32 protein-coding genes are annotated in these 23,084 nt (G+C 49.2%); 7 read left to right on the forward strand and 25 right to left on the reverse strand.

All coding sequences use genetic code 11. The features are described from left to right. Window positions 1-58: 58 nt before the first annotated feature. The 4 genes from ACYVHX_RS14575 to ACYVHX_RS14590 all read left to right on the forward strand — a co-directional run bounded on the left by ACYVHX_RS14575 (window position 59) and on the right by ACYVHX_RS14590 (window position 1,975). Window positions 59-631 (forward strand): restriction endonuclease, encoded by a 573-nt coding sequence (locus ACYVHX_RS14575; RefSeq protein ID WP_460672385.1) that lies wholly within the window; start codon window positions 59-61, stop codon window positions 629-631. A 144-nt stretch (window positions 632-775) separates the two neighbouring features. Then, a complete protein-coding gene (locus ACYVHX_RS14580) occupies window positions 776-1,303 on the forward strand; it encodes a hypothetical protein (RefSeq protein ID WP_460672386.1) in 528 nt (175 codons plus the stop codon). Window positions 1,304-1,307: 4 nt separating this feature from the next. Beyond that, window positions 1,308-1,550, forward strand: a complete 243-nt coding sequence (locus ACYVHX_RS14585) for a hypothetical protein (protein ID WP_460672387.1) — start codon at window positions 1,308-1,310, stop codon at window positions 1,548-1,550. Continuing rightward, window positions 1,547-1,975, forward strand: coding sequence for a protein-export chaperone SecB (locus ACYVHX_RS14590; protein WP_460672388.1), 429 nt, complete (start codon window positions 1,547-1,549; stop codon window positions 1,973-1,975). The genes ACYVHX_RS14585 and ACYVHX_RS14590 overlap by 4 nt, the downstream gene beginning before the upstream one ends. Window positions 1,976-1,987: 12 nt before the next feature. On the opposite strand, the gene ACYVHX_RS14595 is transcribed toward ACYVHX_RS14590, so the two are convergent. The 9 genes from ACYVHX_RS14595 to ACYVHX_RS14635 all read right to left on the reverse strand — a co-directional run bounded on the left by ACYVHX_RS14595 (window position 1,988) and on the right by ACYVHX_RS14635 (window position 9,159). Then, a complete protein-coding gene (locus ACYVHX_RS14595) occupies window positions 1,988-3,019 on the reverse strand; it encodes a hypothetical protein (protein ID WP_460672389.1) in 1,032 nt (343 codons plus the stop codon). Then, window positions 3,012-3,248, reverse strand: a complete 237-nt coding sequence (locus ACYVHX_RS14600) for a hypothetical protein (protein ID WP_460672390.1) — start codon at window positions 3,246-3,248, stop codon at window positions 3,012-3,014. The genes ACYVHX_RS14595 and ACYVHX_RS14600 overlap by 8 nt, the downstream gene beginning before the upstream one ends. Before the next feature lie 47 nt (window positions 3,249-3,295). Beyond that, window positions 3,296-3,508, reverse strand: a complete 213-nt coding sequence (locus ACYVHX_RS14605) for a hypothetical protein (RefSeq protein WP_460672391.1) — start codon at window positions 3,506-3,508, stop codon at window positions 3,296-3,298. A gap of 24 nt (window positions 3,509-3,532) precedes the next feature. Continuing rightward, the gene (locus ACYVHX_RS14610; protein WP_460672392.1) at window positions 3,533-3,691 is read right to left on the reverse strand and encodes a hypothetical protein; all 159 of its coding nucleotides are present in this window, start codon (window positions 3,689-3,691) and stop codon (window positions 3,533-3,535) included. Between the two features lie 306 nt (window positions 3,692-3,997). After that, window positions 3,998-5,503, reverse strand: a complete 1,506-nt coding sequence (locus ACYVHX_RS14615) for a hypothetical protein (protein ID WP_460672393.1) — start codon at window positions 5,501-5,503, stop codon at window positions 3,998-4,000. Between the two features lie 120 nt (window positions 5,504-5,623). Further along, on the reverse strand, window positions 5,624-6,541 hold the full coding sequence (locus ACYVHX_RS14620) for a hypothetical protein (RefSeq protein WP_460672394.1): 918 nt from the start codon (window positions 6,539-6,541) through the stop codon (window positions 5,624-5,626). A gap of 39 nt (window positions 6,542-6,580) precedes the next feature. Next, complete coding sequence (locus ACYVHX_RS14625; RefSeq protein WP_460672395.1) at window positions 6,581-7,480, reverse strand: NUMOD4 motif-containing HNH endonuclease; 900 nt, start codon at window positions 7,478-7,480, stop codon at window positions 6,581-6,583. A 200-nt stretch (window positions 7,481-7,680) separates the two neighbouring features. Further along, window positions 7,681-8,013: a hypothetical protein gene (locus ACYVHX_RS14630; RefSeq protein WP_460672396.1), complete on the reverse strand. Its 333-nt coding sequence runs from the start codon at window positions 8,011-8,013 to the stop codon at window positions 7,681-7,683. Between the two features lie 474 nt (window positions 8,014-8,487). Next, the gene (locus ACYVHX_RS14635) at window positions 8,488-9,159 is read right to left on the reverse strand and encodes a hypothetical protein (protein WP_460672397.1); all 672 of its coding nucleotides are present in this window, start codon (window positions 9,157-9,159) and stop codon (window positions 8,488-8,490) included. A 177-nt stretch (window positions 9,160-9,336) separates the two neighbouring features. Between ACYVHX_RS14635 and ACYVHX_RS14640 the strand changes: the two genes are divergently transcribed. Beyond that, window positions 9,337-10,074 (forward strand): hypothetical protein, encoded by a 738-nt coding sequence (locus ACYVHX_RS14640; protein WP_460672398.1) that lies wholly within the window; start codon window positions 9,337-9,339, stop codon window positions 10,072-10,074. Here ACYVHX_RS14640 and ACYVHX_RS14645 read toward each other — a convergent pair. The 8 genes from ACYVHX_RS14645 to ACYVHX_RS14680 form a co-directional block, all read right to left on the reverse strand. Then, window positions 10,071-10,271 carry a hypothetical protein gene (locus ACYVHX_RS14645; RefSeq protein WP_460672399.1) on the reverse strand — a complete coding sequence of 67 codons (201 nt, stop codon included), beginning with the start codon at window positions 10,269-10,271 and terminating at the stop codon, window positions 10,071-10,073. The genes ACYVHX_RS14640 and ACYVHX_RS14645 overlap by 4 nt on opposite strands. A gap of 84 nt (window positions 10,272-10,355) precedes the next feature. Beyond that, window positions 10,356-10,550 carry a hypothetical protein gene (locus ACYVHX_RS14650; RefSeq protein WP_460672400.1) on the reverse strand — a complete coding sequence of 65 codons (195 nt, stop codon included), beginning with the start codon at window positions 10,548-10,550 and terminating at the stop codon, window positions 10,356-10,358. Continuing rightward, window positions 10,540-10,767: a hypothetical protein gene (locus ACYVHX_RS14655; RefSeq protein WP_460672401.1), complete on the reverse strand. Its 228-nt coding sequence runs from the start codon at window positions 10,765-10,767 to the stop codon at window positions 10,540-10,542. The genes ACYVHX_RS14650 and ACYVHX_RS14655 overlap by 11 nt, the downstream gene beginning before the upstream one ends. Before the next feature lie 6 nt (window positions 10,768-10,773). Further along, window positions 10,774-11,241, reverse strand: a complete 468-nt coding sequence (locus tag ACYVHX_RS14660; protein WP_460672402.1) for a hypothetical protein — start codon at window positions 11,239-11,241, stop codon at window positions 10,774-10,776. A 3-nt stretch (window positions 11,242-11,244) separates the two neighbouring features. Beyond that, entirely contained in the window at window positions 11,245-14,184 is a 2,940-nt protein-coding gene (locus ACYVHX_RS14665) for a tape measure protein (RefSeq protein ID WP_460672403.1), read from the reverse strand. A 5-nt stretch (window positions 14,185-14,189) separates the two neighbouring features. After that, complete coding sequence (locus ACYVHX_RS14670) at window positions 14,190-14,603, reverse strand: hypothetical protein (RefSeq protein WP_460672404.1); 414 nt, start codon at window positions 14,601-14,603, stop codon at window positions 14,190-14,192. 3 nt (window positions 14,604-14,606) lie between these two features. After that, window positions 14,607-14,954, reverse strand: coding sequence for a hypothetical protein (locus ACYVHX_RS14675; RefSeq protein ID WP_460672405.1), 348 nt, complete (start codon window positions 14,952-14,954; stop codon window positions 14,607-14,609). Window positions 14,955-14,977: 23 nt separating this feature from the next. Continuing rightward, window positions 14,978-15,358 (reverse strand): hypothetical protein, encoded by a 381-nt coding sequence (locus ACYVHX_RS14680; protein WP_460672406.1) that lies wholly within the window; start codon window positions 15,356-15,358, stop codon window positions 14,978-14,980. A 180-nt stretch (window positions 15,359-15,538) separates the two neighbouring features. Between ACYVHX_RS14680 and ACYVHX_RS14685 the strand changes: the two genes are divergently transcribed. Both ACYVHX_RS14685 and ACYVHX_RS14690 read left to right on the forward strand, forming a co-directional pair. Continuing rightward, window positions 15,539-15,856: a hypothetical protein gene (locus ACYVHX_RS14685; protein WP_460672407.1), complete on the forward strand. Its 318-nt coding sequence runs from the start codon at window positions 15,539-15,541 to the stop codon at window positions 15,854-15,856. A gap of 3 nt (window positions 15,857-15,859) precedes the next feature. Next, window positions 15,860-16,165: an HNH endonuclease gene (locus ACYVHX_RS14690; protein ID WP_460672408.1), complete on the forward strand. Its 306-nt coding sequence runs from the start codon at window positions 15,860-15,862 to the stop codon at window positions 16,163-16,165. A gap of 565 nt (window positions 16,166-16,730) precedes the next feature. Here the strand turns inward: ACYVHX_RS14690 and ACYVHX_RS14695 are convergent. From ACYVHX_RS14695 to ACYVHX_RS14730, 8 genes are all read right to left on the reverse strand, one after another. Beyond that, window positions 16,731-17,444, reverse strand: a complete 714-nt coding sequence (locus ACYVHX_RS14695) for a hypothetical protein (RefSeq protein WP_460672409.1) — start codon at window positions 17,442-17,444, stop codon at window positions 16,731-16,733. 418 nt (window positions 17,445-17,862) lie between these two features. Beyond that, entirely contained in the window at window positions 17,863-18,375 is a 513-nt protein-coding gene (locus tag ACYVHX_RS14700) for a phage terminase small subunit P27 family (protein ID WP_460672410.1), read from the reverse strand. A 153-nt stretch (window positions 18,376-18,528) separates the two neighbouring features. Next, window positions 18,529-18,909: a hypothetical protein gene (locus tag ACYVHX_RS14705; RefSeq protein ID WP_460672411.1), complete on the reverse strand. Its 381-nt coding sequence runs from the start codon at window positions 18,907-18,909 to the stop codon at window positions 18,529-18,531. Further along, complete coding sequence (locus tag ACYVHX_RS14710; protein ID WP_460672412.1) at window positions 18,906-20,069, reverse strand: hypothetical protein; 1,164 nt, start codon at window positions 20,067-20,069, stop codon at window positions 18,906-18,908. Before ACYVHX_RS14710 ends, ACYVHX_RS14705 begins: the two co-directional genes overlap by 4 nt. Window positions 20,070-20,185: 116 nt before the next feature. Beyond that, complete coding sequence (locus tag ACYVHX_RS14715; protein WP_460672413.1) at window positions 20,186-21,805, reverse strand: primase-helicase family protein; 1,620 nt, start codon at window positions 21,803-21,805, stop codon at window positions 20,186-20,188. 40 nt (window positions 21,806-21,845) lie between these two features. Continuing rightward, a complete protein-coding gene (locus ACYVHX_RS14720) occupies window positions 21,846-22,268 on the reverse strand; it encodes a hypothetical protein (protein ID WP_460672414.1) in 423 nt (140 codons plus the stop codon). Further along, a complete protein-coding gene (locus ACYVHX_RS14725) occupies window positions 22,265-22,660 on the reverse strand; it encodes a hypothetical protein (RefSeq protein WP_460672415.1) in 396 nt (131 codons plus the stop codon). The genes ACYVHX_RS14720 and ACYVHX_RS14725 overlap by 4 nt, the downstream gene beginning before the upstream one ends. Further along, window positions 22,657-23,028 (reverse strand): helix-turn-helix domain-containing protein, encoded by a 372-nt coding sequence (locus ACYVHX_RS14730; protein ID WP_460672416.1) that lies wholly within the window; start codon window positions 23,026-23,028, stop codon window positions 22,657-22,659. Before ACYVHX_RS14730 ends, ACYVHX_RS14725 begins: the two co-directional genes overlap by 4 nt. Between the last annotated feature and the right edge of the window lie 56 nt (window positions 23,029-23,084).

Genomic DNA, 23,084 nt, shown 5'->3' on the forward strand with positions numbered 1-23,084 from the left:
TGTTATTAAAATACATCATATTAATTGTATTTTGCAATATCAACCGCACCTCTCACCAATGCCAGGAATTGAGAGTAATCTTCCACCTGGCTACGTCACTCCGATTACCCCCACGGAGTTTGAGAAATTGGTGTGTAATTATCTTAAAGAATCAGGCCAGGGGCTCCCCGAGTTGACCGTCCAGCATAATGTACAAAGCGACGTTGATGATGGCGACTACCAAATTGATGTAAGGGCAGAATTTGAAGCGTTTGGCGGAAGCAAATTCATTACTCTGGTAGAATGCAAACTTTACAAGTCAAAAGTTAAACGGGAAAAGGTTGAAATCCTGAACAGTCGGCTCAAGTCGATTGGTGCGAATAAAGGAATGATCTTTTCAACCTCTGGCTTTCAGAAAGGGGCACTAACCTATGCTGAACGGCATAAAATCGCCCTCGTTTGGGTTATCGAAGGGAAGTTTACCTACATGACCAAATCTCAGGAGAAGGAAGAGATTGAAATTCCTGATTGGGTTAGCCTACCAAAGTTCGTTGGCCTTTACACATACTTCACGGACGAAGGTTTAGAATGTACATATAGTCTACAACCTGGCTGTATGGATGGATTGAGCGATTTCTTTTCGCATCAATAGAATATCATTTCTAAAATTAGATTAATTGATTTAAAGAGCTTGATAGGATAATAGCTGAGTATTTTCCTAATTTCTTTTGGTAAAAGATAAAGGATTATAGATTTACAAATTTTTAGGCTATGTTAGAAGTCCAAAGTAAAGGGCATGATTCTTGAGTGTTATCAGACATTAGAAGATCGGGACAATCCCGATGATGTAGAGAAAAACGGTCCGTTTATCTGTTCCCGAAGTGACGCTTGGCTAGGCACAGGATATTATTTTTGGGATAGCAATATTCAATGGGCAGAGAGCTGGGGACAAGTATATACGAAAAACGGATACATCATTTGCCAAGCCCAGATTGTATACAATGAAAGAATTTTCGATTTGTGGGGGAACGTAAATCATCAGGCAGCTTTCAAGTCCGCATTAGAATTATTGAAGAAAAGGCCACCTACGGGCAGGCCTATCGTTGCTCGTGAGGTTTTAGCATTTCTAGTAAGAAGCGGCCATTTTGCCTACTCCGGTATCCGTGCTGCTGATGAACCAAAAGATGTTGTTACTGTAAAATATAACAAACACAAAGCTGAAGTGTTGATTGTTAACCAAAGGGTGCAAATTTGTTTACTTGACAAAAACAATCTACTTTCGCACACTTTTCGGATTGTTTTTCCCGAAAAATACGTTCAATAGATATATGAAAACTGTTATGATCGAACGTTTTGAAGCTTTCCTCTCCAGTATGTCAGACGCCGAACTTGAGGCTATGTGGAAGGAAATTAGAAGCGAGGGAAGTGAAGGTCCAACTGCTGATGAATTCGTAGCGGGCTTTGCGTTTTCCGCTGCTGCAACCAATGTGTCTTTTTCTCTGAGCAAAGCTACCTTTGTGGCAGAACGTACTTATGACGCTGGTAAATACAATTATGCAATGGCAGCATGAGCAATGTTATAAAAGCGTCTTTTCAATTTAATGATTTTCTTATTAAGGAAAGTCACTTTGTATTGAATAATGCGGCAGAGTACGAGTTTGAACTCGCTATCAAACCATCTGGTGTAGTTTTTACCAGGCAGAATCGTTTCCGCTTGCAATTAGAATTTGAAGCAATTGACCAAAACGAGAGCGCAAACATAAAAGTCGTTGCACTCTCGTTTTTTAGTTATGAGAATATAGAGGATATATCCAACAATCCAGTATTTACTGAAAACGCTCCAGCAATCGCCTACCCCTACATCAGGGCTTACATAAGCACATTGACAGCACAATCAGGCATCAAACCAATCATTCTGCCTACATTGAATTTGCACAATATGGCTGATTTACTGAGGAAAAATATTGTTGTGAGCGAGGAACAGGTCTCTGAGTAACAAAAAGCTTCTCTAAACTCCGTACCGCTTCTTCATCTTGGCGCACCCCTTCTCAAAGCGGGGTATAAACTCGTAAAACTCCCAGTCAATGAGTTGCTTACGAAGACCTCCGTATACCTCGCCAAGTAACTCCGGGGCTTTGTCTTGGGCGTGTTTAAACAATAAGCTGGCGAATTTGTAAGTTCTCCGTAGGTTGGAATTTGGCTTCACCAGCCACCGACGGAATGCCATATCAACCTCGTCGGCGTAGGTTGCTATCCGCCACTGCTCTTTGTCTTGCCCCTGGCTCATGGCCGCATCGAGTCGCACGTCGCCGAAGTACTCCCCGTAAATCACGTCTACCGGATCAGTTGAGTAAACGGGCTCCGGTTCCGGCTTAACCGATAGCAGCAGTGATTCCGCAGGCGGTATATCCTCGTTGTGATCCACAAAGCGAGCCTGAAAGTCTCGGCCGATCTTGATAATGTACTCCTGAAACCGGGCATCATAGAGAATATCAAAAGCCGGATTTACGCCCTTGTCAGTTGTAGTGACAAACCAAATCAGGTCAATATCAGATTCCGTGTCCAGACTCATCAAAAACGATATGAACAGTGCGTTTACCTTTACCCCGTAGCTGGTGAAGGTGTAGCCCAGTGAGCAATACGTCACCCGTTCCCGGCGGTAAACGTAATGATTTGGCCCTGTTGCCATTACCCTTTCAAAACCCAGGTGCTCATACGGGTTCACGTCGATGGGACTTTCAAAAACCCGGCCGGCACCGACTAGTCCGGTAGACTCCAAAAGCTCTGCTAAATATGCACGGTCTTCGGGACCCTCCACAAAGTCGGGTAGTTGCCCTGCCGGTACAGACTCAATAATGCAGTCGTCATCAATAATTGGCTCTTTGGCAAGCACTTCGAGCATTTCCCGGTGGCCCATGCCCGTACGGGCAAACTTAGCAGCGCAGTAGGTGACGTGTTTTGGATATTTAAAGTGGATCATCTTTACCCACTCTTGGCAAATAGCATTTTCTATAAATCGTGTAGCTGTTTTTTTATTCATCCGTCGGCAACGGCCCGAATAGCCACTGACCGCGTTCTTTGTACTTCTTCTGTTTGGCGGCAAACTGGTGCGGGAAGAAGTAAATCCACACCGGCCGTAGGATGCCCTCGCCGAACACCTGGTACTTCTGCTTTCCTTCGATGCTTGGTATGGGAGCGTCCGGATTGATGTGGGTATTGATCTGCCGAACAAAAGGCACTTTTTCAATAGGCTGAATTACTTTTGCCATGATTCAATTTACGAATTAATGCGTTGACAATCAATCATTAAACTAGGTTATTGCGAACATCTTTTCGGCCGTTTCCGGGTGGCTAGCAGGCGGGCTACCTCATCATTCCAGACCTGCATAATCTGGCGGTCTGGATAGCCAAAAGGGTAGGCGCTTCGGATCTTCCGGCGCAGCTCAGATAGACGGGATGCCGGGTTACTCTCGATCACCCGGCGGATAGCTTTCTGGGCCATCTGCCGGTAAGGTACAGCGTTGCTCATGGGGCTTACGGGTATTATTATACGTTACCGCCTCTTCCAGAGCAGGGCGGTGATGGGCTCGACCGAGAAGGCGAAACCGGCCGCCATTAGGACGAAAAAGACGATGTAGTAAAACGTCAGGACGTGACCATCGTAGCGGTCCACCCAGCGGGCGAATCGGCATAGAATGCGTTTGTGAGACATGGGGAAGTAGGGCTCTTATTAACGCCCTTTTAATACGTGTTAAAGATTAGTTAATTGTTTAACAATCAATTGCTTATGATTTTCAGTAAGCTAGTTTTGTGGCACCTCCAACAAAAAGACAAATGACTAGAAGCTATTTTTTCCGGAAACGAAATGCCGAGTGGGCTGTCCTGATCCTAATAGCCGTAATTGGCGTTTTATGCGTGTGCTCCATTTACTTTAAAATGTAAGTTAAGCAGGGAGAAAGAACCCGGCCATTGACCGGGCCTTTACAACTCGACTTAACCGTAACTTTCATTCAGTATTTTAAGCCGCCTGACGTTGTGGGCCGTACTGGTTAAATGCCCGGCTGTTGACAATATCCCACACAATGCTAATCAGGCCCAGCTCTTCGCAGACGTTGAGGTGTGACTGACCTTTTTTGCGGGGCATATCCAGGACGCTGTACCCGTAATCGTTGGCTAACCTGGCATAGACGGCCTTAAAAATATCTTCGTGCTTTTCGCCGGTGGCATCCGCCCGCTTTCTGACGGCGTAATTGATCTTATCCCGTAGCGTCACATTCGGCAGTACAGCCGTGCCGGGATAGAGTCCCAGTTTGTGGCGGGCTGCGGCCTGCTCAATTAACACCATTTCGCTGACCGTGCCCTGCGTTAAGGCCAGATCCCGGTAGAGCTTTGCCAACGCCTGGGCCTGCTGCAAGTTATTCTGCGCCATCTGCACCATCAAATCAAAGACCGTCGGCGCGTTGGGGTCAACAGTCGGCGCGGGCTCCTGGCTGCCGGTGGTAGCGTCTCCAGCTTGCGGTTCGGGGTTTTCAACCGATTGGGTAAAAACCTCCCCTTGCTCCGGATTGGGGTTTTCCACCGATTCAGGGGAAACTACCTCGGCAGGACTTTCGACAGTATCGGCGCCCCCTTCCGGCTCCTGACTTTCAGCCGGCGTCTGACTCGCGCCTTCCCCGATAGTTTGGATACTTTGGTCAAAAAGGCCAGTTTGAGCCAATTTCTGCCCTTCGGTGGTGTCGGTGATCGGTTCGGTGCCTTGCGGGCCTGAAACGGGCTTATTTACGGGCTCTGCGCCAATGAAGTCCGATAGTTTGGCCTTGGCCGGCAGCTTCTGAGCAGTCAGGTTCTTTTTGATGCCGAGCAGGTATTTAACCACATCGCGGCCCTGTCCTTTTTTCTCGCTGTCGGCAATTGATACGGCCGCATCCAGACTTAAGATATAATCGGGCGTCATGCCACGCTTGGCCCGTACCTCGAACTCCGCATAATGCTTACCCAGCAGCAAATCCAGCTTTTCAATCCGGTATTCCATCCACCCTTTGACGTAGCGGCCTGGATTCCACAGGTTCATTAAGTCGCTGGCTTTGATTGCCGCCCGCCCCTCGATCAGCATAACCACAACCGGGCCGTCAAACAGGAACTTTACACCCTTATCGGGCTCCGGTTCGGTATTCGCACTGATTTCAGCTTTCGGCGAGTCTGCGGGTCTGTTTTGGTCCTGATTTACTTCTCCCGGTGCGGGTGCCGATAAGAAAGCGTCAATTTCCATTAAAAGGGGTGCGGCCCGCTTTTTGAACACCACGCCAAGGATTGATTTTGCTACCGGCAGCGGTACCAGGTGATTGATTTTAGATCCGTCGGGGCGGGTCGAAAAGTCCTTTTCGGGCTGCAATCCGAGCTGGCTTTGGCGATCCTTGAACCAATCGGCATAATTGCGGTCTTTGAAGCCCAGACGCCCGTAAAGCGCCCGCATATTGAAGGTGACTTGATTGCCCTGTTGGATGATATAGCTGGGGGTATTCATTGCTTGGAGTCAGTTTTGATGTTGTGAGATTTTTCAGTGAAGCGAGTAAGGCAAGACAACGCCACCCGCCCGGTTTGAGTCGGGGGCGTTGTCCGTGGCTTTCATGCGGTGAGCGGCCGATTAAACGCCCGGGCGTTCCGGGTCGTCGTTGTATCCGAGGTAGCTATCCTGAAAGAGCCGGTTTACATTATCTTCAAATCCGGAGTAAACGACGTCTTTTGCTCTGGGGACCAGACCCAGCACCGAGTTGTTCAGCAGTTCGATGGTGTTGCTCATCCCCCGGAACAGTTTTGCCGCCACTACGTCAGCCGTTCGCAGGTCACTGGCGATTTTGGCCGCGTAGTCGTGGAGGTCGTCAAACGTGTAGTTAACCAGCTTGCGGGTGTAATCGTACTGGAATTTGCGAAGGGCCATTTGAACCAGTTCAGCCTCACTCAGCGTGTCGGGGTGATTTTTGGAAAGGCTCAAATTCAGATTTACGCGAATGACAATCTTTGCGTTCGGATTGTCGCTTTTAGGGGTCCGGACGGTCTTGCCGCCAAAGGCTGCTGTTACCTCATCCTGAAGTGTACCGATAAGGTCATTAAAACGCTCTTCAGTGTTGCCCATTCCCAATTCATCCCCGAAATGGGAAATGTGCTGCTCGATCAGATCATTGATAGTTTTGGCCAGCGGAGGGGTGTTGTCTTTGACCTTTGCAGGTTTCGCAAAAACGGCCTCGTGTGCAGTCATTCCCCGGGTAACAAGCTGATAAAGCGAATCTTCGAACTCTTTGAGAAAGTCGGCGTGATCGCCTTCGGGCTTCATCGCAGGCCCAGTCAGTGCAGCATCAAATACCTGCTTGATCAAATCGCGCAGACCGTTGCCGTTTTCTTCCGAGTTGCAATGGTTGGCCAGGAAATCGGGTAGCTTAATAGTGAGCGGAGGACCGCCATAAGAAGAGGATGTTGATTGAACGGCTGAAGATATTACCGTTTGCTCATTTGTAGAGCCAGACGATCCCTTACCCATAGCTGGGGCGTTATTGTTGGTATTCATTGAAGTGATTTTTTAATAGTGAAGAATCTGAAGATATGATTACGAACGGCGAGCCTTCCGGTAAGATGGGAGCCGCTTCACGTGATCAAGGTCAATTAAGCCAGTCCTTAATGCGTGTTGAATATTGTCCTCTCTGGTTATCCACTCTAAATTTGACAAGCGAGCATTCTGCTTGTTGCCATCAATGTGATTAACCTCGGGCAGCGCATTGGGATTAGGCAGAAACGCCATTGCAACAGCCCGATGAACGCGAATATTCTTTGATCCTAATGCCCGGAAGTACGAATACCCATCTTTGTTAGTTGATACCCGTAGTAGATTTCCGCGCAAGGTGTTGCCAGTTCTAGGGTGCACAAATGGGACACTTTTGATCCGGCCCAGATTTGAAACTTCGTAGCGCCCTTCGTAGCCGACCATTGCCCGCCATTCTTCGCCGGGTAAATCAATGGCCGCCAGCTTGTCTTTTCGTCCAATGCCGCACCTTTGCACCTTCATGGGTAGCACCCAAAAAAGATTATTGGCTGCGTTATTGTAAGGGTTGCCGTCGAAATGGCGAACGACAGTAGCGCCTTCCGGATTCTGGACGAAGGCATCCGCTACAAGCAACGACAATGAACGTTTTTTACACGGTACACCAGGCCTGTAAAGTTCAATGGCGGGCTTGTGGTGGCTAGAAAGTAGTGGCTTCAACTGTCTGGACCCTCCTGACCGGAGCATGCGACGAATATTGCCGAGATCGGACACCTCGTATAATCCTTCATAGCCCGAGACCGTCCGCCAGTTCTCTAGAATAGGGTTTATTGTGGGAGATCGTACCGGACGTTCAACGGGCATCTGTTGCCGTTCGTCCCTATTTTCGGAAGGCTGTGGTGTTTCGCCTACCGTTTGATAAGTTGGGCATGGTTTTTCCAGCCAAACGCTGTAATTTGCGTCCGTCATCTGAATGAAAGTTTAGTTGATACTCATCCCCTCCACGGCTTTCCTAGGGCACATGTGGAGGGGATTGCTGTTTTTATTGACTTAACACGAAGGATACTTCATCGGGCATCCCTTGCGGGCCTATGCGATTTTTGTCTTTCGTCTTAATTCTTTAACGAATATAGTAAACAGACAAATACAAAGCAATACAAAGACTACATTTATTTATTACGAGAACCTTCTGTCGACTCCTTTGCCTTTGATATTCTGGACTTTGCGTCTTCTTCTACAATTGATACACGATTATCATAAAGTGCTTGAACTGCCCTTTGAAGTATTTGCAGTTCCGTTTCTTTTAAGAGTTCTGCCAGCACTTTGATCTGATCAATTGTTTCGTCGGTGAGTCGGAAGGACTTTGGGGCTGCCATATCAATTATTGTTATGTAGTAAAGATACACTACATACAAATGCAAGGCAATACGCTGATATGTTATTATAGCCCTCTTTGTATTTACCATCAAACACAAAAAAGCCGAGCCATCCAGCAGGGCCAACTTTGTCTCACAAAATTAGGCGACTCTTAAAGTGCGACATAGATTTGAGAGATGGCAATTTGAGATTGCTGAACATTTTTTTGGTGGATTTTGAAAACGCTGATTGTTGTCGCGGAAAAACGGGCGTGGCTGTTGCACAACGCCAAATGCGGATCGAATTGAAATAAAAGCCGCCCTATGCCGTATCAATTTGATCAGAAATTGCCTCATCTACTTCGGCAATTCAGGCCGTTTAGGAGTAAAGAAAGAATCAGATTGAGTTGTGCAACAGCCACGCCCGTTTTCGTGAGACAAATTCACTAAAGGGCTTACCTATTCACCCAAAGAAGTGCTCGCTCCCTTTGCAACACTTTTAGCTATATTTACCAGAAAGCAAAAGACCCTACCGGGCAGGCAGGGCTTAGACAATTAGCTAATCCAGCATAACTCTACTTTACCAGTTCCATACATCAATATCGGTAATCATAGTTCAGACTAGGCATACCTCTCTTTTTTGTCACCCTGGTGAGCCATAATGGCAAGAATGATAGAAATGACAAGTAGTGCGGCAAGAATCCCCCAGATAGATAAAGGTACTGCCGCAACATCGACAGCTAAAGATGGTTGTGTCTGCCCATTACCTGTAACAGTTGATTTGGCAACTGGATTGAATATTATCCCATACAGTACAATTCCTGGAATCAGAAGGTGGGCGAAAAAAGCTGCAACTTTTAATCCTATAGCTTTTTGTTCGTACAAAACGCCTCCGACAATGGTCAGGAGTGCTGCAATGGCGGACATTACGTACCAAGCGAAAACGGAGCCATCATAATACTCGTCGCAGATTTTGACCATAAACCCACTTACAACACTTAAAATACCCACTGTCCACTTGAAGACGTCCTTCTCGACAAGAACGATAGTTTTATAGACAATTAAGGTTGCGCCCGCTGCCCCGGCGATTCCTGTGGACCAGGAAGCAACTTGCCCGAACGCTGGAGCGACCTCCATACCAATCACGGTTCCATGCGCTATGATTGCAATAAAGACGCCGATAGATGGAATGATCTGTGTAAGGGCCCAGCCGGCTGAAGCAATTATTAATGCGAATCCAAAAGCATAAGCTATTATCAACAAAGGATCGTTGTCGTTATTAAAGGCAGCCATAAAAAGGTAGATTTAGACAGTTGTGAATCAGCGTTTTGGAGATCAATAATAGAGAAAATTTATATACCTGCGATAAATATTGCAAAGCATAATACCCCGGGAAATTTCCCGTATTTTTCCATCCCTGCTTGCTTTTAGCCGTGGGGAATGCGTAGGTTGGAGGGAAACTGAATTAATGTGAAGAAGTCTGATATACCTTTGGCTGCGCTTATAAAAATGCAGCCGTTTATGGAGGCGGATAAATCGCCATTCCTTGTTGTTGACCCCCAAAAGTCACTTTATAAGCTCGTTGATGGCGCCCCAGATACGGATTACTTCTTTGAGATTATGAAGGGGGACGTGCATCGTGAAGGCAAAGTCATGTTTGTTGTCGCTAAAAAGCCAGCTGGTTTAAAAGGGGCAACCGAAACGGGAATAGAGGTGCTAGATGATCAACTCCTGTCGTTTTTTGAGAGCTGGAAGGAAAATGTAATTACATTTCATAAAATGCTCTATTTCGATGCTCCGGAAAAAAAAATCTTTGAGTCCTACCAGAATGAATTTTTTCAAAACTTTGAAATTATTGACAAAGATGCAGACAGTGAACCGTTTGATCTGGAAAAACAAATTATCATTGATCGGTACCTAGATGGTTCGATTAAAAAGATCGAGGACAAGATATCAGATTCAGAGGTTTCGGAAAGCGATAAAGCAATTTACCTGGCACTATTAGAGCAATGTGCCGAACTAAAAGAGACCCAAACACAGTCCACTAAAAATGAGACCGTTAAAAAGCTGACGGGGATTTGGGCATGGGCGCGGCAGAAAGGATTAAAATTCTTGGAAGTGTTTAAATCCGAGTTTGTTAAGGAATTAGCAAAAGGAGCTATCAAATATATGTTAGGTGAAGCTGGCGATGCGGCCGATGCACTTTAATAGCCCACGATTGTGAAAACAAGCAGGATCGTGACAATGATTGCATTTGCTAAAAACTTATAAGCGACCCGCCTTGCTTTAGACTTTTCTTCGGCCGTCATATTTTCTTTTACAAAAGGTTGCAAGAGCGCTGCAACAGCCAACATAATGTCGTAAAGCGCTAGTCCTATTGATAGGCAAATTATTAGTATTTTCATAGTCGTATCAGCCCACCGGCTGACTTTTTGTTTTACATACACATTAGTTACCCTAGCAACTAATGTATCTACATTAAATTGCCACTATTTACCAATCCGTTTCAGCAGCCGCTCAAACTCCACAAAGTCACCATACCGCCGTTGCTGACTGACCGCCGACTGGTCCCGCTCGGTCAGCTCATACGCCCGGCTTTCCGCGTTGCCCTGGCTGACGTACAGCCGGTAGCGTTTCACAAACCCCTCGAACGTCAATAGCCCCGCCTGCTCGTTAGTCAGCATGGTGTTTCCGGGCGTTTTTACGCTTCTGGTAGGCACTAAAGCCCGAGTTAGGACGGCAGCCCATTTTTCGTCCGATCTCCTCTACCGCGGCATCAAAGGCGTCTTCATCGCTGGCCTTGTGGATCTGCTGCTTCTTTTGGCTCACCAGTTTGTCAAAGTATTGGGTGAAGGTGGGCAGCTTCTCCACGCCCGCCCCCGTTTGCCTTGTTCGTTCCATTGTCGCCTAGATCCGTTTTAAAATCCCTTTGACCACACTTAGCACCGCCCGCCCGTAAAGCTCGGTGGTTTCTTCAATTTTTCGCCGAAGAGTTCGCTTGATAAAGTCGTTGGCAACCCGGCGGTTCTTGTTGCGCCGGGTGATCAGGTGCGTCCGGCGTCCGGCCTTACCCCGCTCTTTGGAAACGCCCACCAGCCCCCGCACCACTTCCTCGGCTTCGCCCCGTACAATCTTGATGCGTATATCAGCCCGGGTGCCTCCGCCCTGCCGCATCGGCAGCCCCTGCGCAACCCGAACCCCGCGTTTAGGCGCATACTTGCCCACCGGGGCCTGCCGCTTCATTTCGCCCATCATGGGCTTTAAAGCCTTGCGCATGGCCGAGCCCGCCAGTCGTTTATCAGTAACGGTCTTGACCGAACCCGCCAGGGCCCGGTCAATCTTCCGCAGTTCGCTTATGTCAAATCCAAATTTCATGACTTAACCAACTTCATTTAAGAACTTTTCATACCGCTTAATCGATAAGTGTATGTCTGAACCGCTAACCCGAGCTTCGCCGGAAAGCCGAACATCTACCGTTCTTCCTCCGCTAGGGAAGGATGAGTACGGGCTAACCTGCGGGGCCTGGAAACCCGAGTTAAAGGCGGACAGAACCGAGCCCCGAACCATTGGCTGCAACATACCCTGCAAATCGCGCAGCGGGGAAACTACCTCTGGGTTAAACGATGCCGAACTATACTCACCGACCCGGATCGTATTCTCACCGCTAAATATCCCCCCCTTGGCAAAGCCCGGCGCCTGGTCTTTGTTACCCACCGCCTTGATCAGACTCCCGGCCGCCAGGATTGCGCCCCCAATCGCTAGTCCCTTGATGGCAATGGGTGACAGCAGGCCGCTCAGCAGCATCGGGGTATAGAGCAGAATCAACGCCTTACCAATTTGCTGCGCCAGGCCCGCAATCAAATTCAGCACCGTTTTACCGAAGTTCTGAAAACCCTTGTTATCGCCGCCCAAGGCCGAACCAATGGCGTCAAAGAAGCCCGAAAACGCTTCTCCGGCCGTATCCTGCAAGCCAGTTGAAAGCAGGTTCATCGCGTTTTGTAATTTCTGCCCAATGTTGTTGATCGTCTCGACGCCAATGTCACCGGCCTCATACGCTTTTTGCAGAAGGTCGGGATCAACCATTCCCGATAGCATACCCGCCAGCCCTCCGGCGTATTCAGCCCGGTCGAGTGTATTTCTAATGCCCGCAACTCCCGCCCGGGCGTCCTGGCCAGCGTCTACGTTGTTGTACTCGCCAGTGGCCCGCTTTAAGTCCGCTACCTTTTGAATCCCCTCCTCGGCGGTTCGCAGCAGCATCTCCAGCGGCACGGCCATTTTTCGGGCTCCGTTTATGCCCACCTCGAAGTACTTGCCCCAGCTCTCCTGAGCAATCGGTAGCAGATCCGTTCCCAGAGCGGCCAGTTCCCGTTTAGTGGTGGACTTAATCTCATTCAGGTTGTCGGTCAGTCCCTTAAACGCTTTAAAGTCCTGGTCTTGAATCCCTAGATTGTCCTGATAGTACCCCTTTTGTAGTTTCAGGAACAAAGGCACCTCTCCGTTCGGATACTTGGCCTGAAACTCCTTGATTAGTCCCTCAACCGCCGTCAGGTTTTTACGCATTCCCTCGGCCCAGGTGTCCGGCTTTTTGCCTTTCTTGGCTGCGGTTCCGGAGACGTTGGTAAAGTCGGCAATCTTGACTTTGGGTGCAGTGACGTTGAGGGCCGCCATTTCCTTCTGCACCTCCTGCAAAGCTTTGGAATAGAAATCCGCGTCCTTGGCCGCGTCCATAATCGCCACCGTCTGCCGCTCCAGTCCCTTCATCGCCAGGTTTGCCGCCTGGTTAGTGCCGACCAGCCCGCCGACAATAGACCCGGACTGAATAGCGGCTCCGAACTGGTCAAGCAGGCCAACTTGATCCTGAAGACCCTTCTTGATCAACTCCGACTTTCGTTCCTCCGCTTTGATCAGGTTGTTTTCCAGTGCCTGCGCTTTGGCCTTCAGGGTAATCGCTTTAACGTAATCATTGATGGCTGCCGCCGTCTCCTTCGTGTGCAGCGTTTCCAGCGACAGGTTGCCCAAATACTGCGGAGACAGGGCGTTTAACTCCTTGATCGCGTTAATCCGGGTCTCTTTGGACAGTTTCTCATTATTGGCTACACTCAGGTAGGCTTGGAGCTTGGTGGTCTCGGCCGTGACCGACTCGGTTACTTTGTCGTTGACCTGGGCCAGCAGTTTGGCTTTATCGTGGGTGCTTTCAATCGCCTTGTTGAATGAATACAGCGAGTAAGCCCCGGAAGCCAGAAATGCCAATGCGGCAGCGGCTAAACCGATCGGGGTCGCTATTGCTGCAGCAGCGGTCTTAATGGCACCAAAACCTTTGGCTACAGTCGGCCCTATTTTGACCAGCGTACCGAGTCCCAATGCCAGCGGGCCAATGGCAGCGGCAACCCCGCCGATGGTGAGGATTGTGCCCTGCATACCCGTCGACAGTTTGCCAAATCCTTCGGCGGCACTTACCAGCGTGTTACCCAGTCCGTCGATTTTCTCCGTTAACCCCAGCGCATTATCGGCTGCCTGCCCGAACTCAAAGCTGGCAATTTTGCCCGCATCGGCCAGATTCTCCAGCGCGTTCTTGGGACCGCCCGACACCCGCTCGACCGTCGACAGCTTCTGCACCAGCATATCCAGAAAGTCCGCCGGACCTTTGCCGGCCGCCTGGAGCTTAGCGCTGATCTGCTCGGAGTCGACCGATCCGAACATTTCCCGGATGGCCTTGGCAATAACGGGCGATGCGTTGACAATGGGTTTCAAGTCCTCGGCCAACACCTTCGACTTACTACCCATTTGGGTGACCTGGTTGAGAATCTGGTCAAACTCGGTCTTGCCCTTCCCGCCCAGCGCCACCGCGTTTCCGAACTGCGTCAGGTAGTCGGTGGCTTTGGCCGTCGAGTAGCCCAGTGCTTCCATACGAAGTCCGGCCGCCTGCGCTTCTTCCAGCCCCAGACCCGGCAGTTTGGCCAGCTCCTTGAACTCCTTGAACTGCGCTTTGGCAATCTCAATCGACCCGCTCAGGGCCGTTAGCCCCCGAATGTTTCCTTCGATATCGGCGTACGATTTGAACGCACTGGCACCACCAAGCAATGCCGGGGCGGTGACGCCTAACGACAGGCTTTTGCCGGCGGCCTGCAAATCCGACGCCATGCGGCCGAATCCCTTGGCAAAGGTGCGGTTCTGCCGGTCAGCCTGCGCGTAGGCGGTGGCCAGCTTGGTGTTCAGTCCCGAGGTAAACTGTCCGACGGCAGCGGTTGCGCCCTGAAACGACTTTACAAAGTCGGTGACAATGGCGCCTAGTTTGATGTTAACGGCTCCTGCTGCCATATTCGTTAACGGTCAACGTTTTCCTGAATGAAAAAGCCCTTCGGATACAACACCTCACGGTGCAGGGGCTCCATAGCCTCTATGAGTGTCCTGGGCCACGGCGATGGCTTGTAATTCACAAGTTGGCTCACACCAAAACAGGCGGGCGCAGGCGACAGCAGGGCTTTAGAGCCAATTTTAGCCGCCCTCATCTCGGCGGCTATACCAAACCCCAACCGCAGCGGCTCCGCCTTCAGAAATGACATAGATTCTACCATTGCCTTGAATGGCGAGGCTGGTGGCTTTTGATAAACCGCTGATACCAGCGCGGCAAATCCTGCGGTTGCGGACAGAATCGCATCGTTAGCGGCCTGCTGTTGCGCGGCAAAGTGACTGTGTGAGCCGGCAGTAAATGGGGTGAATATATCTTTCCGTTCCATATCTTATGCTGCTGTTTTGGGTGGAGGGTTAAACCGGGCCTCGAGCTTAGCCAGCTTTTTCCTGGAAAAGGTAAGCGCCCTTTCAGATCCCGGATGTTTCGACACCCTTGCGCCTTTGGGTAGACCACTGCCGGCCTGTTCGTCTCCGGGCAACCTCAGTACATCGGTACCCTTAACGAGCTCGGCCCCTTTACCCCGGTGGATGTTGCACAGCAGGGCGTAAGTTTCCCGGAAGTAGAGCCCGGCCCGCTGGTTTCGGCGCTGGTAGCCCTCCTGCAAGCGGTAGAAGTTCAGCGGGGTCATCCGCCAGAACTTCTTTTCCGTCAGGCCCATTTCAAAAGCCGTGATCAACAGCTCGCCCCAATCAGGGTCCTTTATTTCTTCCCGGCGCTTTTTGCCCCTCCGCTGACGAGTTCGGCGGTTTTTGCGGCCCCCGCTAGGGCTACCATGAAAAAACCCATGTTCGTTTGATAGGCCATCAGAATTTGGTGGGCGTCTTCGGGGTCTTCCAGTTGCTGAATCCAGTCGCCTACCTCTTTCTGATCAAAAGTGACAGGCAGTCCGGCATATTCGGCTCCCGAGATCAGGGCTGCCGTGGCGACAATGGGGATCACCCGCCAGGGTTTAGTTTCAGATAGTTCGTCAATTTCCTTCAGGGGCTTCAGATCGATCAGTGCATCCAGAAAAGCAAAGTCAAAGCGTAAGGGGCGCATCTGGCCGCCAATGTTAAGTTCTAAGGTGGTTTTCCGTTCCATGTGTTTTTAGCAATTACTGCTGTGAGTCTTATCAATTATTCTGATTAAATATAGACAAAATCTATTAGATATCCGCGCCGATTAAAGGTTATTTTGCTTATTTTCTGTATATTAGATCATTATTGTGCCGAACGGATGAATCATAATATATAGATAAAATCTATCAATCTGCATACGCCCATGAATGCCGAAGCGACCGACGATGATTTACCGGAAATGCCCGATTATATCCGCACCAACCCCCTGCTGGAGAAGTACGTAGCTTACTTTCACCAGTTCATTGATGACTTGGAGAAGCGGTACGAGAGTCAGCCCACTAACCGGGATGTGGAGGTGTTTCTGGACTGTTTGATGACGATCCACTGCCGCATCTGTTTCGAAGGCGATATGAACGAGCTGGACAACCTACTAAAACTGCATTTTCCCGAGTATTACCCCCACTGTGAGCCCATCAGCACAGCGCAGCTGGCGGTCCATCCTCTCACCACATCCAACTGAGTTATGCCAACTGTGAGTAAAATACGGCGGCCTTGGGAGCCTGAGCCTAAACCAAAGAATGAAAGCCGAGGAGGTAATAAGGAAACTCAGTTCTACCGGCGCGCGCCCTGGCGGAGGCTACGGGCATACATCTTAAAGAAGGAGCCCTACTGCCGGGAATGCCTGAAGGAGAAAACATTCACAGTGGCTACCATTGTCGACCACATTGTGCCAATCAATATGGGCGGGGCTGCCCTTGATCCCGATAACTGCCAGCCGATCTGCGAGCGTCACCATGCCCAGAAGTCCCAGGCTGAGCGCAGGGGATAGACGGCAAGGGGAGGGGTGGGTCAAATCTTCAGAACCTTTCGGCCCCTGAACCGTATGTACTCCGGAAAAAAATCCGTGTCACTTTAGCATAGGGGGGCGTATATTCCTTTCATATGTTTCAATTGTTTCAATATCAATCTGTTACGTGTAAATGTATCACTGAAAAACACCAGAAAAACACTGTTTTTTGGGTCAAAAGGGGTCATTTTATGCGTTTTTAGGGCGAAAACGACCAAAATATCCAAACTATTATGGGGTTGAGGTACTGTTCGAGGAGGCTTCGGATGCCGTTCGGATAGGCTTCCGGTAGCGATCCATTGGGCATAAAACGCCATTTCTGGCGAATTGGGGCACATATTAAGGAGGGGGCTGCCACCTGTTGCTAATTTCGCACGAGTATGCGTGAACGTGCAGGACGGTTCATTGATTGGGAATGTCCTGCTATTTTAGCTACCCCTCCCTGACAAGTAAAAATGACTGATTTATCGAATAAATGAAAAGAGTATTTGACGAGAATATACACTATGGAAATGTGGCCATTGCTTAAAAAATAATGCAAGTATGATTAATTAAATTCATGAAATTTAACATTCTTGCTTAAATCGTTTAAGCCAAGCAAATCATCCATTCTTTGAAGTGTGTTAACATACGATATTCCTTCAAAGTATTCACGATATTTTTCAGGATATGCCTGACCAAAAGATTGAAGCGATAGTTTATTGTAATTGTCATGAGCCTCAGCTATCTCATAGAGAAAATGCCTCCAATAGCCATAGTGAAAATACCTGCATCGCTTGATAACATCTTCTCTTCCTTTATATTCACTCAATAAAGTGTAAAACTCAATCAGCTCCCTAACGGGACGCATTTCCTGCATCAAAAAATTATCCTTAAACTCCTCAAAAGTTTTTGTTGAGGATTCAACAACGCGCTCTTTATATCCTTCTTCTAAATACCATCGATTCCGAATTTGCCAAGCTCTATCTCTTGACTCCCTAAATTCTGGCTCTCTAAATCTTTCAAATAAACTAATTGTCACTAATCCAATTTGTTTTTTTTCACTTTCCTGCCAAATAATTACACTCGTAATAATCGAGCTAAAGCCTGCGACTGAAACAGCAATTGTAATGGCCTTTTCTAGCCAGCTAAAGCGAACTACGTCAGCCCTAAAAGTAGAAAAATACAAATAGAGCGTAATCGTAACAGCAAATAGGGACAGTGTAAATATGAGTAACACAATTATCCAAATTGCATTCGAACCTTTGATCAGATTCTTCATTTGTTTTTTTGCCTATATGATTTAAAGAATTAATGTTCAAAATAAGCCCTAAACAGATTTTATCGAATAAAATAATGAATGAACTTTTAGCACTGAATTAGCAAATTACTTTCTTTTCAAATATATCATCTTTTCTTATTTTGTATACAGATTATGGGCGGATAAATAAAGCCCCTATATAAAGGACCTCTACGAACCTACATCGCCTTTAACTTTAAGTATATAATATACTTGCCACCAATATTCTTCAATTGGGGGAATGTAACGATCTTCAATCTTAAAAATTAAAGCTTGGCATAGCGTTCAATACCAAGCTTTGAAATAATCAATCTCCTTTCTGCCAAAGGCTGAATGTCTTTGAGTTATTTTAAAACAAACCCAATTTTTAGATTTCATTTTTGCAAGTGCGATCCTTTCGTTATCCTAGTGGTTCAGGACGTGTATGGCGGGCGCTAATTGCTACGTTTCCCGTTAAGAATGCTTCAAACGGATCTTCCTCCTCGATTTTCTTCTGTACTCCGATCCGAGTCCGGGCCGAGGGCGTAAAGCCGAACTGACCCGCAATCTTCAGGACAATATCCGATGCTTTATTGATAATGCCGAGCAGTGGGTTGGGTTGCAGGGCGCCGTTGGGCGTAGCAATCACCAGGTCGCTCCAGTCGGGATCATTTTGCATCTGCTCATTGGCCTGGCGGATAATGCCGCACTGTTGGCAGTAATTAGAAAGCATGAACAAGTCCACCTTCGTTAACATACCCAGCGCTTCAAGTTCAGAGGTGACGACGTACCACTCTTCTTTTGCAAATTCCGAAAGCCAGTCCGGTGCCTGCGGCAGGGAAACGCTTGTCGGCTGCATCTCATTCCCCAGTGTTCTATCTGCGCGGGCGGTGCCTTGCAGCTTCTTAATCTCGGTTGGTTTCGCGGGTCGCATTGGTTGATGATTTTGACATATGAAAATTGTGCCTACCCCCCTTAGAGTTTTGACATCATGCGTGAAAGACTACGGAGCGGTTCAGGTGATCGGGCTTCGTTTAGGAATTGACCCACCCCTCCCCTCTTGCATGTACAAACCTTGAAAGACCATTCAAAAGCCATAGCGGGCTTTGATTTTGGCTCTTGCCTTTTGGAACCTTGGCATTAGTTCGTAGAGCTCCAGATCAGTCAGCATATTGGGAAAGTAGGTATCGAAATAGATGGGCAAGGTAGCTTCTGCCAGGCGGGCATCATACCGGCGGGCTTCTCCAATGGTCCAGTATACCTCCCTCAGCGTTTTCTCAGTGCCCAGTACGTACCAGCCCAGGAACATATTAATGCGGTCGATGCAGAACATAACGCCCATTTCGTGTTTGGTCAAATCCATGGTTTGGGCGGCATGGTCGTAGAAGCTGAAAGCCGGACGGGCAATAGCGTGTTTAACTACCTCAACGTCTACGGTTGTGTTATCAAATTGATCAGTCCATTTCATGGGTTGATGGGTTCTAAAGTGAGTAATGGTATAACTTCTACGGGCACGTTGAGTATCTTGGCCCACTCGGCCCTTCTTGGACTTGGTACGAGCTTAACCGTCGGCTGTTGGTAAGCTGATACATCCCAGCTTGCCGGATAGTCGGACAGTTCCTCATCGACATTAACCGGTATGTATTCAATGATAGGATTATCCCATTTTGAAGCGGCTGGTTTGGGCTGTGCGGCCTTCTGTGGTGGTGACCGGGCATACGGTTGGTTAACCGTTTCGGTGTCGTAAATGGGCGCATTCTTGCCGTTTCGGATGCCATCCCGAATGGTCTTCTGTGACTTGGAAAAGTTGGGCCAATCACTCGCTACCGTCTCCAGTGCCAGGGTTGCCGTCTGCTCATCCAACCGGCCCGCACCAACGTAACCACCAGCTACCCGGGAGGCTTTCAATAAGGAGGTGTGGCGCTCGCCATCGGCTGCTTTTTGTACGTGGCTGACAATGCGGGTTAGCAGATTCTTGTCGTTGGGATCTTTTGCCTTCCACTGCGTTACAACCGGGCGCTGGGGAGGGGGCGTATACTGCCCGCGCATTTCGGTAGCTTCTTCATTAAGGAATGGCTCAGAATCGAAACTGACAAAGCGTAAGTCCGTCGCATTACCGCCTTTGGTACTATCGAGTTTCACTCCGAGCCGCTCCTTAAACAGCTTTTGCAGATAGCGAAAGTGGCCCGCCAACGTTTCGGGCGTCTGACCCTCCGGCAGGCGAACGACAAACCACAGGCCACCCCGCACGGAGTAGGCACAAAGCAGAACATACGGTAGCCGGGGAATGTGTTCTTTGAGCCTGGCCATATCGATGCCGGGATTGTCTTTCAAGTCGACGTCACCCATTAGTAGCGGGTGTTGTGCAATGACCTTCTCGGCAAAGGTGGTGTCTTTCTTCCGGTGATTCAGCAAAGCAGCCGGTGTAAAGGCGGGCAGGTACTTTTTAAGCTCATCTTGCTTGACCTTATCCGGTTCATGGCGGATCGCTTCGATCTGCTCGCGGTAATACCGGGTTTTGACCATCCGGCGGAGCGTGGTCTTTTGGGTGGGCACATTCCCGAAGGTGTTGCGCTGGTGATCGTATTCGAAAAAACTGATGGGTAAATCCAAAAGGGCTGTTTCCATACGAATTTGAGCCTTTTTACATTTAGCATTTAAGGAACCTACTGTTTAGGGGTATATATACGGGCGCGTGCACACATACACCCCCCGGTGTGTAATCCTTAAATGCTAAATACAGATTATTGAGATTTGAGCATAAAAGTGATGATCCGGGGGTCGGTTCCGCGAACGTATTTCCAGCCTTTACTTTTAGCGTACTGGGTGATGTTATTGGTAAAGCCTCTGTTTGGCGTGGAGGTATCATTCAGGCCGGCGAAGGTTTTGTAATCCCGGAAAACCTCGTCGCGGTTGTAAACTTCGTCCGGTAAAATGCCTGCCCCTTTATACGTGGTGATCCACTCGTAAAACTCCTCACCCGCCGTTTGCCGGAGCCGGTTCTGATCGGCGCTGCGCAATCCGTAGGGCTGTAAGCCTAGGCGCAGGTAATCCAAAACGCACCCAATCATATAGCGATCAAAACGCTTCCATTCGTCGGCATTCCAATCATCGGAGAAGAAGATGCAGCCGTGTACAGCCTGGATCGGCCGCTCGTTGCCCCGTTTGATCTTGCTCTTGTAAAAATTACCGAACTCAATGATGAACTGCCGACGGATGTTGCTCGACCCTTCGTTATTCATGACCACGTTCGAGGATATCAATAGTTTGGGGCCTTCTTTGAAGGGAATCCGGAATGCATGCTCTCTTTTCTTTTCAATGGCCCATCCTTCGGTAAGCAGCGAAAAGAAGCGCTCCAGCGTAAACCGGCGCTCGGGTTTGGGGTGATTGACCACCGGGTCATCAATCCAGACTACTGCCGTATCCTCGTTGACCTCTTGAAAACAAAAACGGTCGTTCTGGTCAAACTTCTTTCCGTCGATAACGGCAATCGGACGGATCTGCCGGATGGCATTGGCGAACAGGCCTTTTCCGGTACCGCCCTCGGGCTTGCGGGCGTCAGTTATTTCCTCATCATAACAGATGACCGCCTGGCCTTCGGCTGCGTTGCCGTAATGGTGAATCAGGTAGCCAATTGCAGTCCGAAAGGCTTGCAAACGGTCGGGCTCGTTGTTGGTGACATTGCGAATGAACTGGGCAAAATGGCATTCTCCCCCTTTGGCGGCCGGGTCAAACTCCCGTTCCAGCACCTGTGACTGCCAAACACAGCGATCCTCCAGAAACGAATAAGGCAGGATGGATAACGACTCGCCGGTCACTTTGACGATGCCGTTTCGATAAGGAATAAAGCACTCGCTTTCGGTATCGCGCAGCAGTGGGCGGGTGTGGGTCGTCAGGGCTTCGAGGCTCTTGGGATTAATGGTCAGGTGCTGCTGGCGGTTGAAGATTTCAAGTCTGCCTTCAAAAGTGGCTGAGACGTAACGAACCTTCATTTTCTCCTGCCGGGACTCTATATACGCCTTCAGCTCATCGCGCATCAACGTGTCGATCACCGGCTTGATAATTACATCGCCCTGTATCAGAAACGTAGAGCCCTTATCCGGTCGAAACCGCTTGCCGAACTGTTTGCCTTCCAGGAGGAGGAACACGCCTGTTCGGTAGATGCCGGTGATGACCCAATCATCGGTCTTGTTGTCCCGCTCGAAAGTCCAGAGGTCAACCGCAACCTCGTCTTTACGCAGCAGGATGATTTCACCCCAATCCGGCTCAGGCTCATCGAGTTCCATTTCGGCCGTCTGCGCTAAATACTCATCCGACATGCCAAATAATGGCGGTTCATTTGTATATTTGCTCTCGGTAGTCATAAATTATTGATCTTTGTGGGGTAGCTGTGGTGGTGCGCGGCTACCCTTTTTTTAGTTGCTGAAACCAGTTCCAAAAAGCCTCGAAATCCCGGGCGATGTAGTAGACTCCACCCGATGCATGCACCTGCTGCTGGGTTCCCCGCTGGGCCTTACTCATTCGATCCTGTCCATATTTGACCTCCACCGAAATATGCTGCCCATTGATGATGCCGTGAACATCGGCAGTTCCCCGTTTGGTGGTGCCTTTTCGGAACCGCTTTGTTCTGGGGTCAAACTGTCCCTGAGATTGGGTTCGAGTGCAATACAGTCCGTGAACCTCGAAAGTTTGAATGATTGCCCTGGTCAGGCTATTGGAGTCGTTTATCTTGACCTTCGGCTTGGGTACGGCATGATCGGGCACGTTGGGGTATTTCCGGCGCTTCTGCTCCAGAAGCAGCGCGGATAGTTGTTCGGCGCCTGTCATTTGAATAACTTGGTTTCGGAGTTCCAAAAGATGCCCAGGTCCGCACCGCGAGCGAGCAGAAACGCCCAGGTTAACTGCCAGTCGGTATCATCCAATCCGTGGATACCGCTTCGGAGTAAATCGGCCTGCTTCTGTAGCTCCTCCACCGTATCAAAGTCCGCGGCCTGTTGGCGCATGCGCTCCAGTTTTCCGGGGTTCTCATTCAGGGGAGCGAAGGTGTCATAACGGCCGTGATAAATCAGGCGACACTCGTCCGCCCGGGCCTGGAGCTGGTGGAAGGCGTTCAGAAAGTCAGCCATTCCCAGGGACTTCTTTCTGAACTGAGTGCAGAGGTCGCGCTGAACGGTGTTCATGTCCAGCAGAGAGGATGCTGATTCGATTGCAGAAATCATGCGGCTGCGCGGCGTCCTCCTTTACGCGGATGTGACTCAGTAAATTGCTCAGCTTGGTCGCGGATCTCAGCTTTTGTTTTAACGCGCCCCGTAGCCAACCATTCGTCAATCTCTGACTTTAAGAAGGTCAGGCTACGGCCTTCCCGGTAGAACGGGATTTCGCGCCGTTGCACCTTACCGTAAATTGTGGTGATAGCTGGTTTACTCGGCAGGTAATCGCAAAGCTGATCAATGTTAAACCAGTGATTGGTCGCTGTTGCAGCGGCTTCGGGCTGTGACCCCAAGAGGGCCAGAAGTTGGTCGACCTTGCCATTCAGTTGATAAACATAAGCGGGCAACTGGTCGAAGGTAAGCGGGGGTGTTTCCATTGCTAACAGTTCGTTTTGCAGAATCTGTTGGCAATAGTATAGTGATATTAAGGGGC

Source organism: Larkinella ripae, assembly GCF_054780775.1.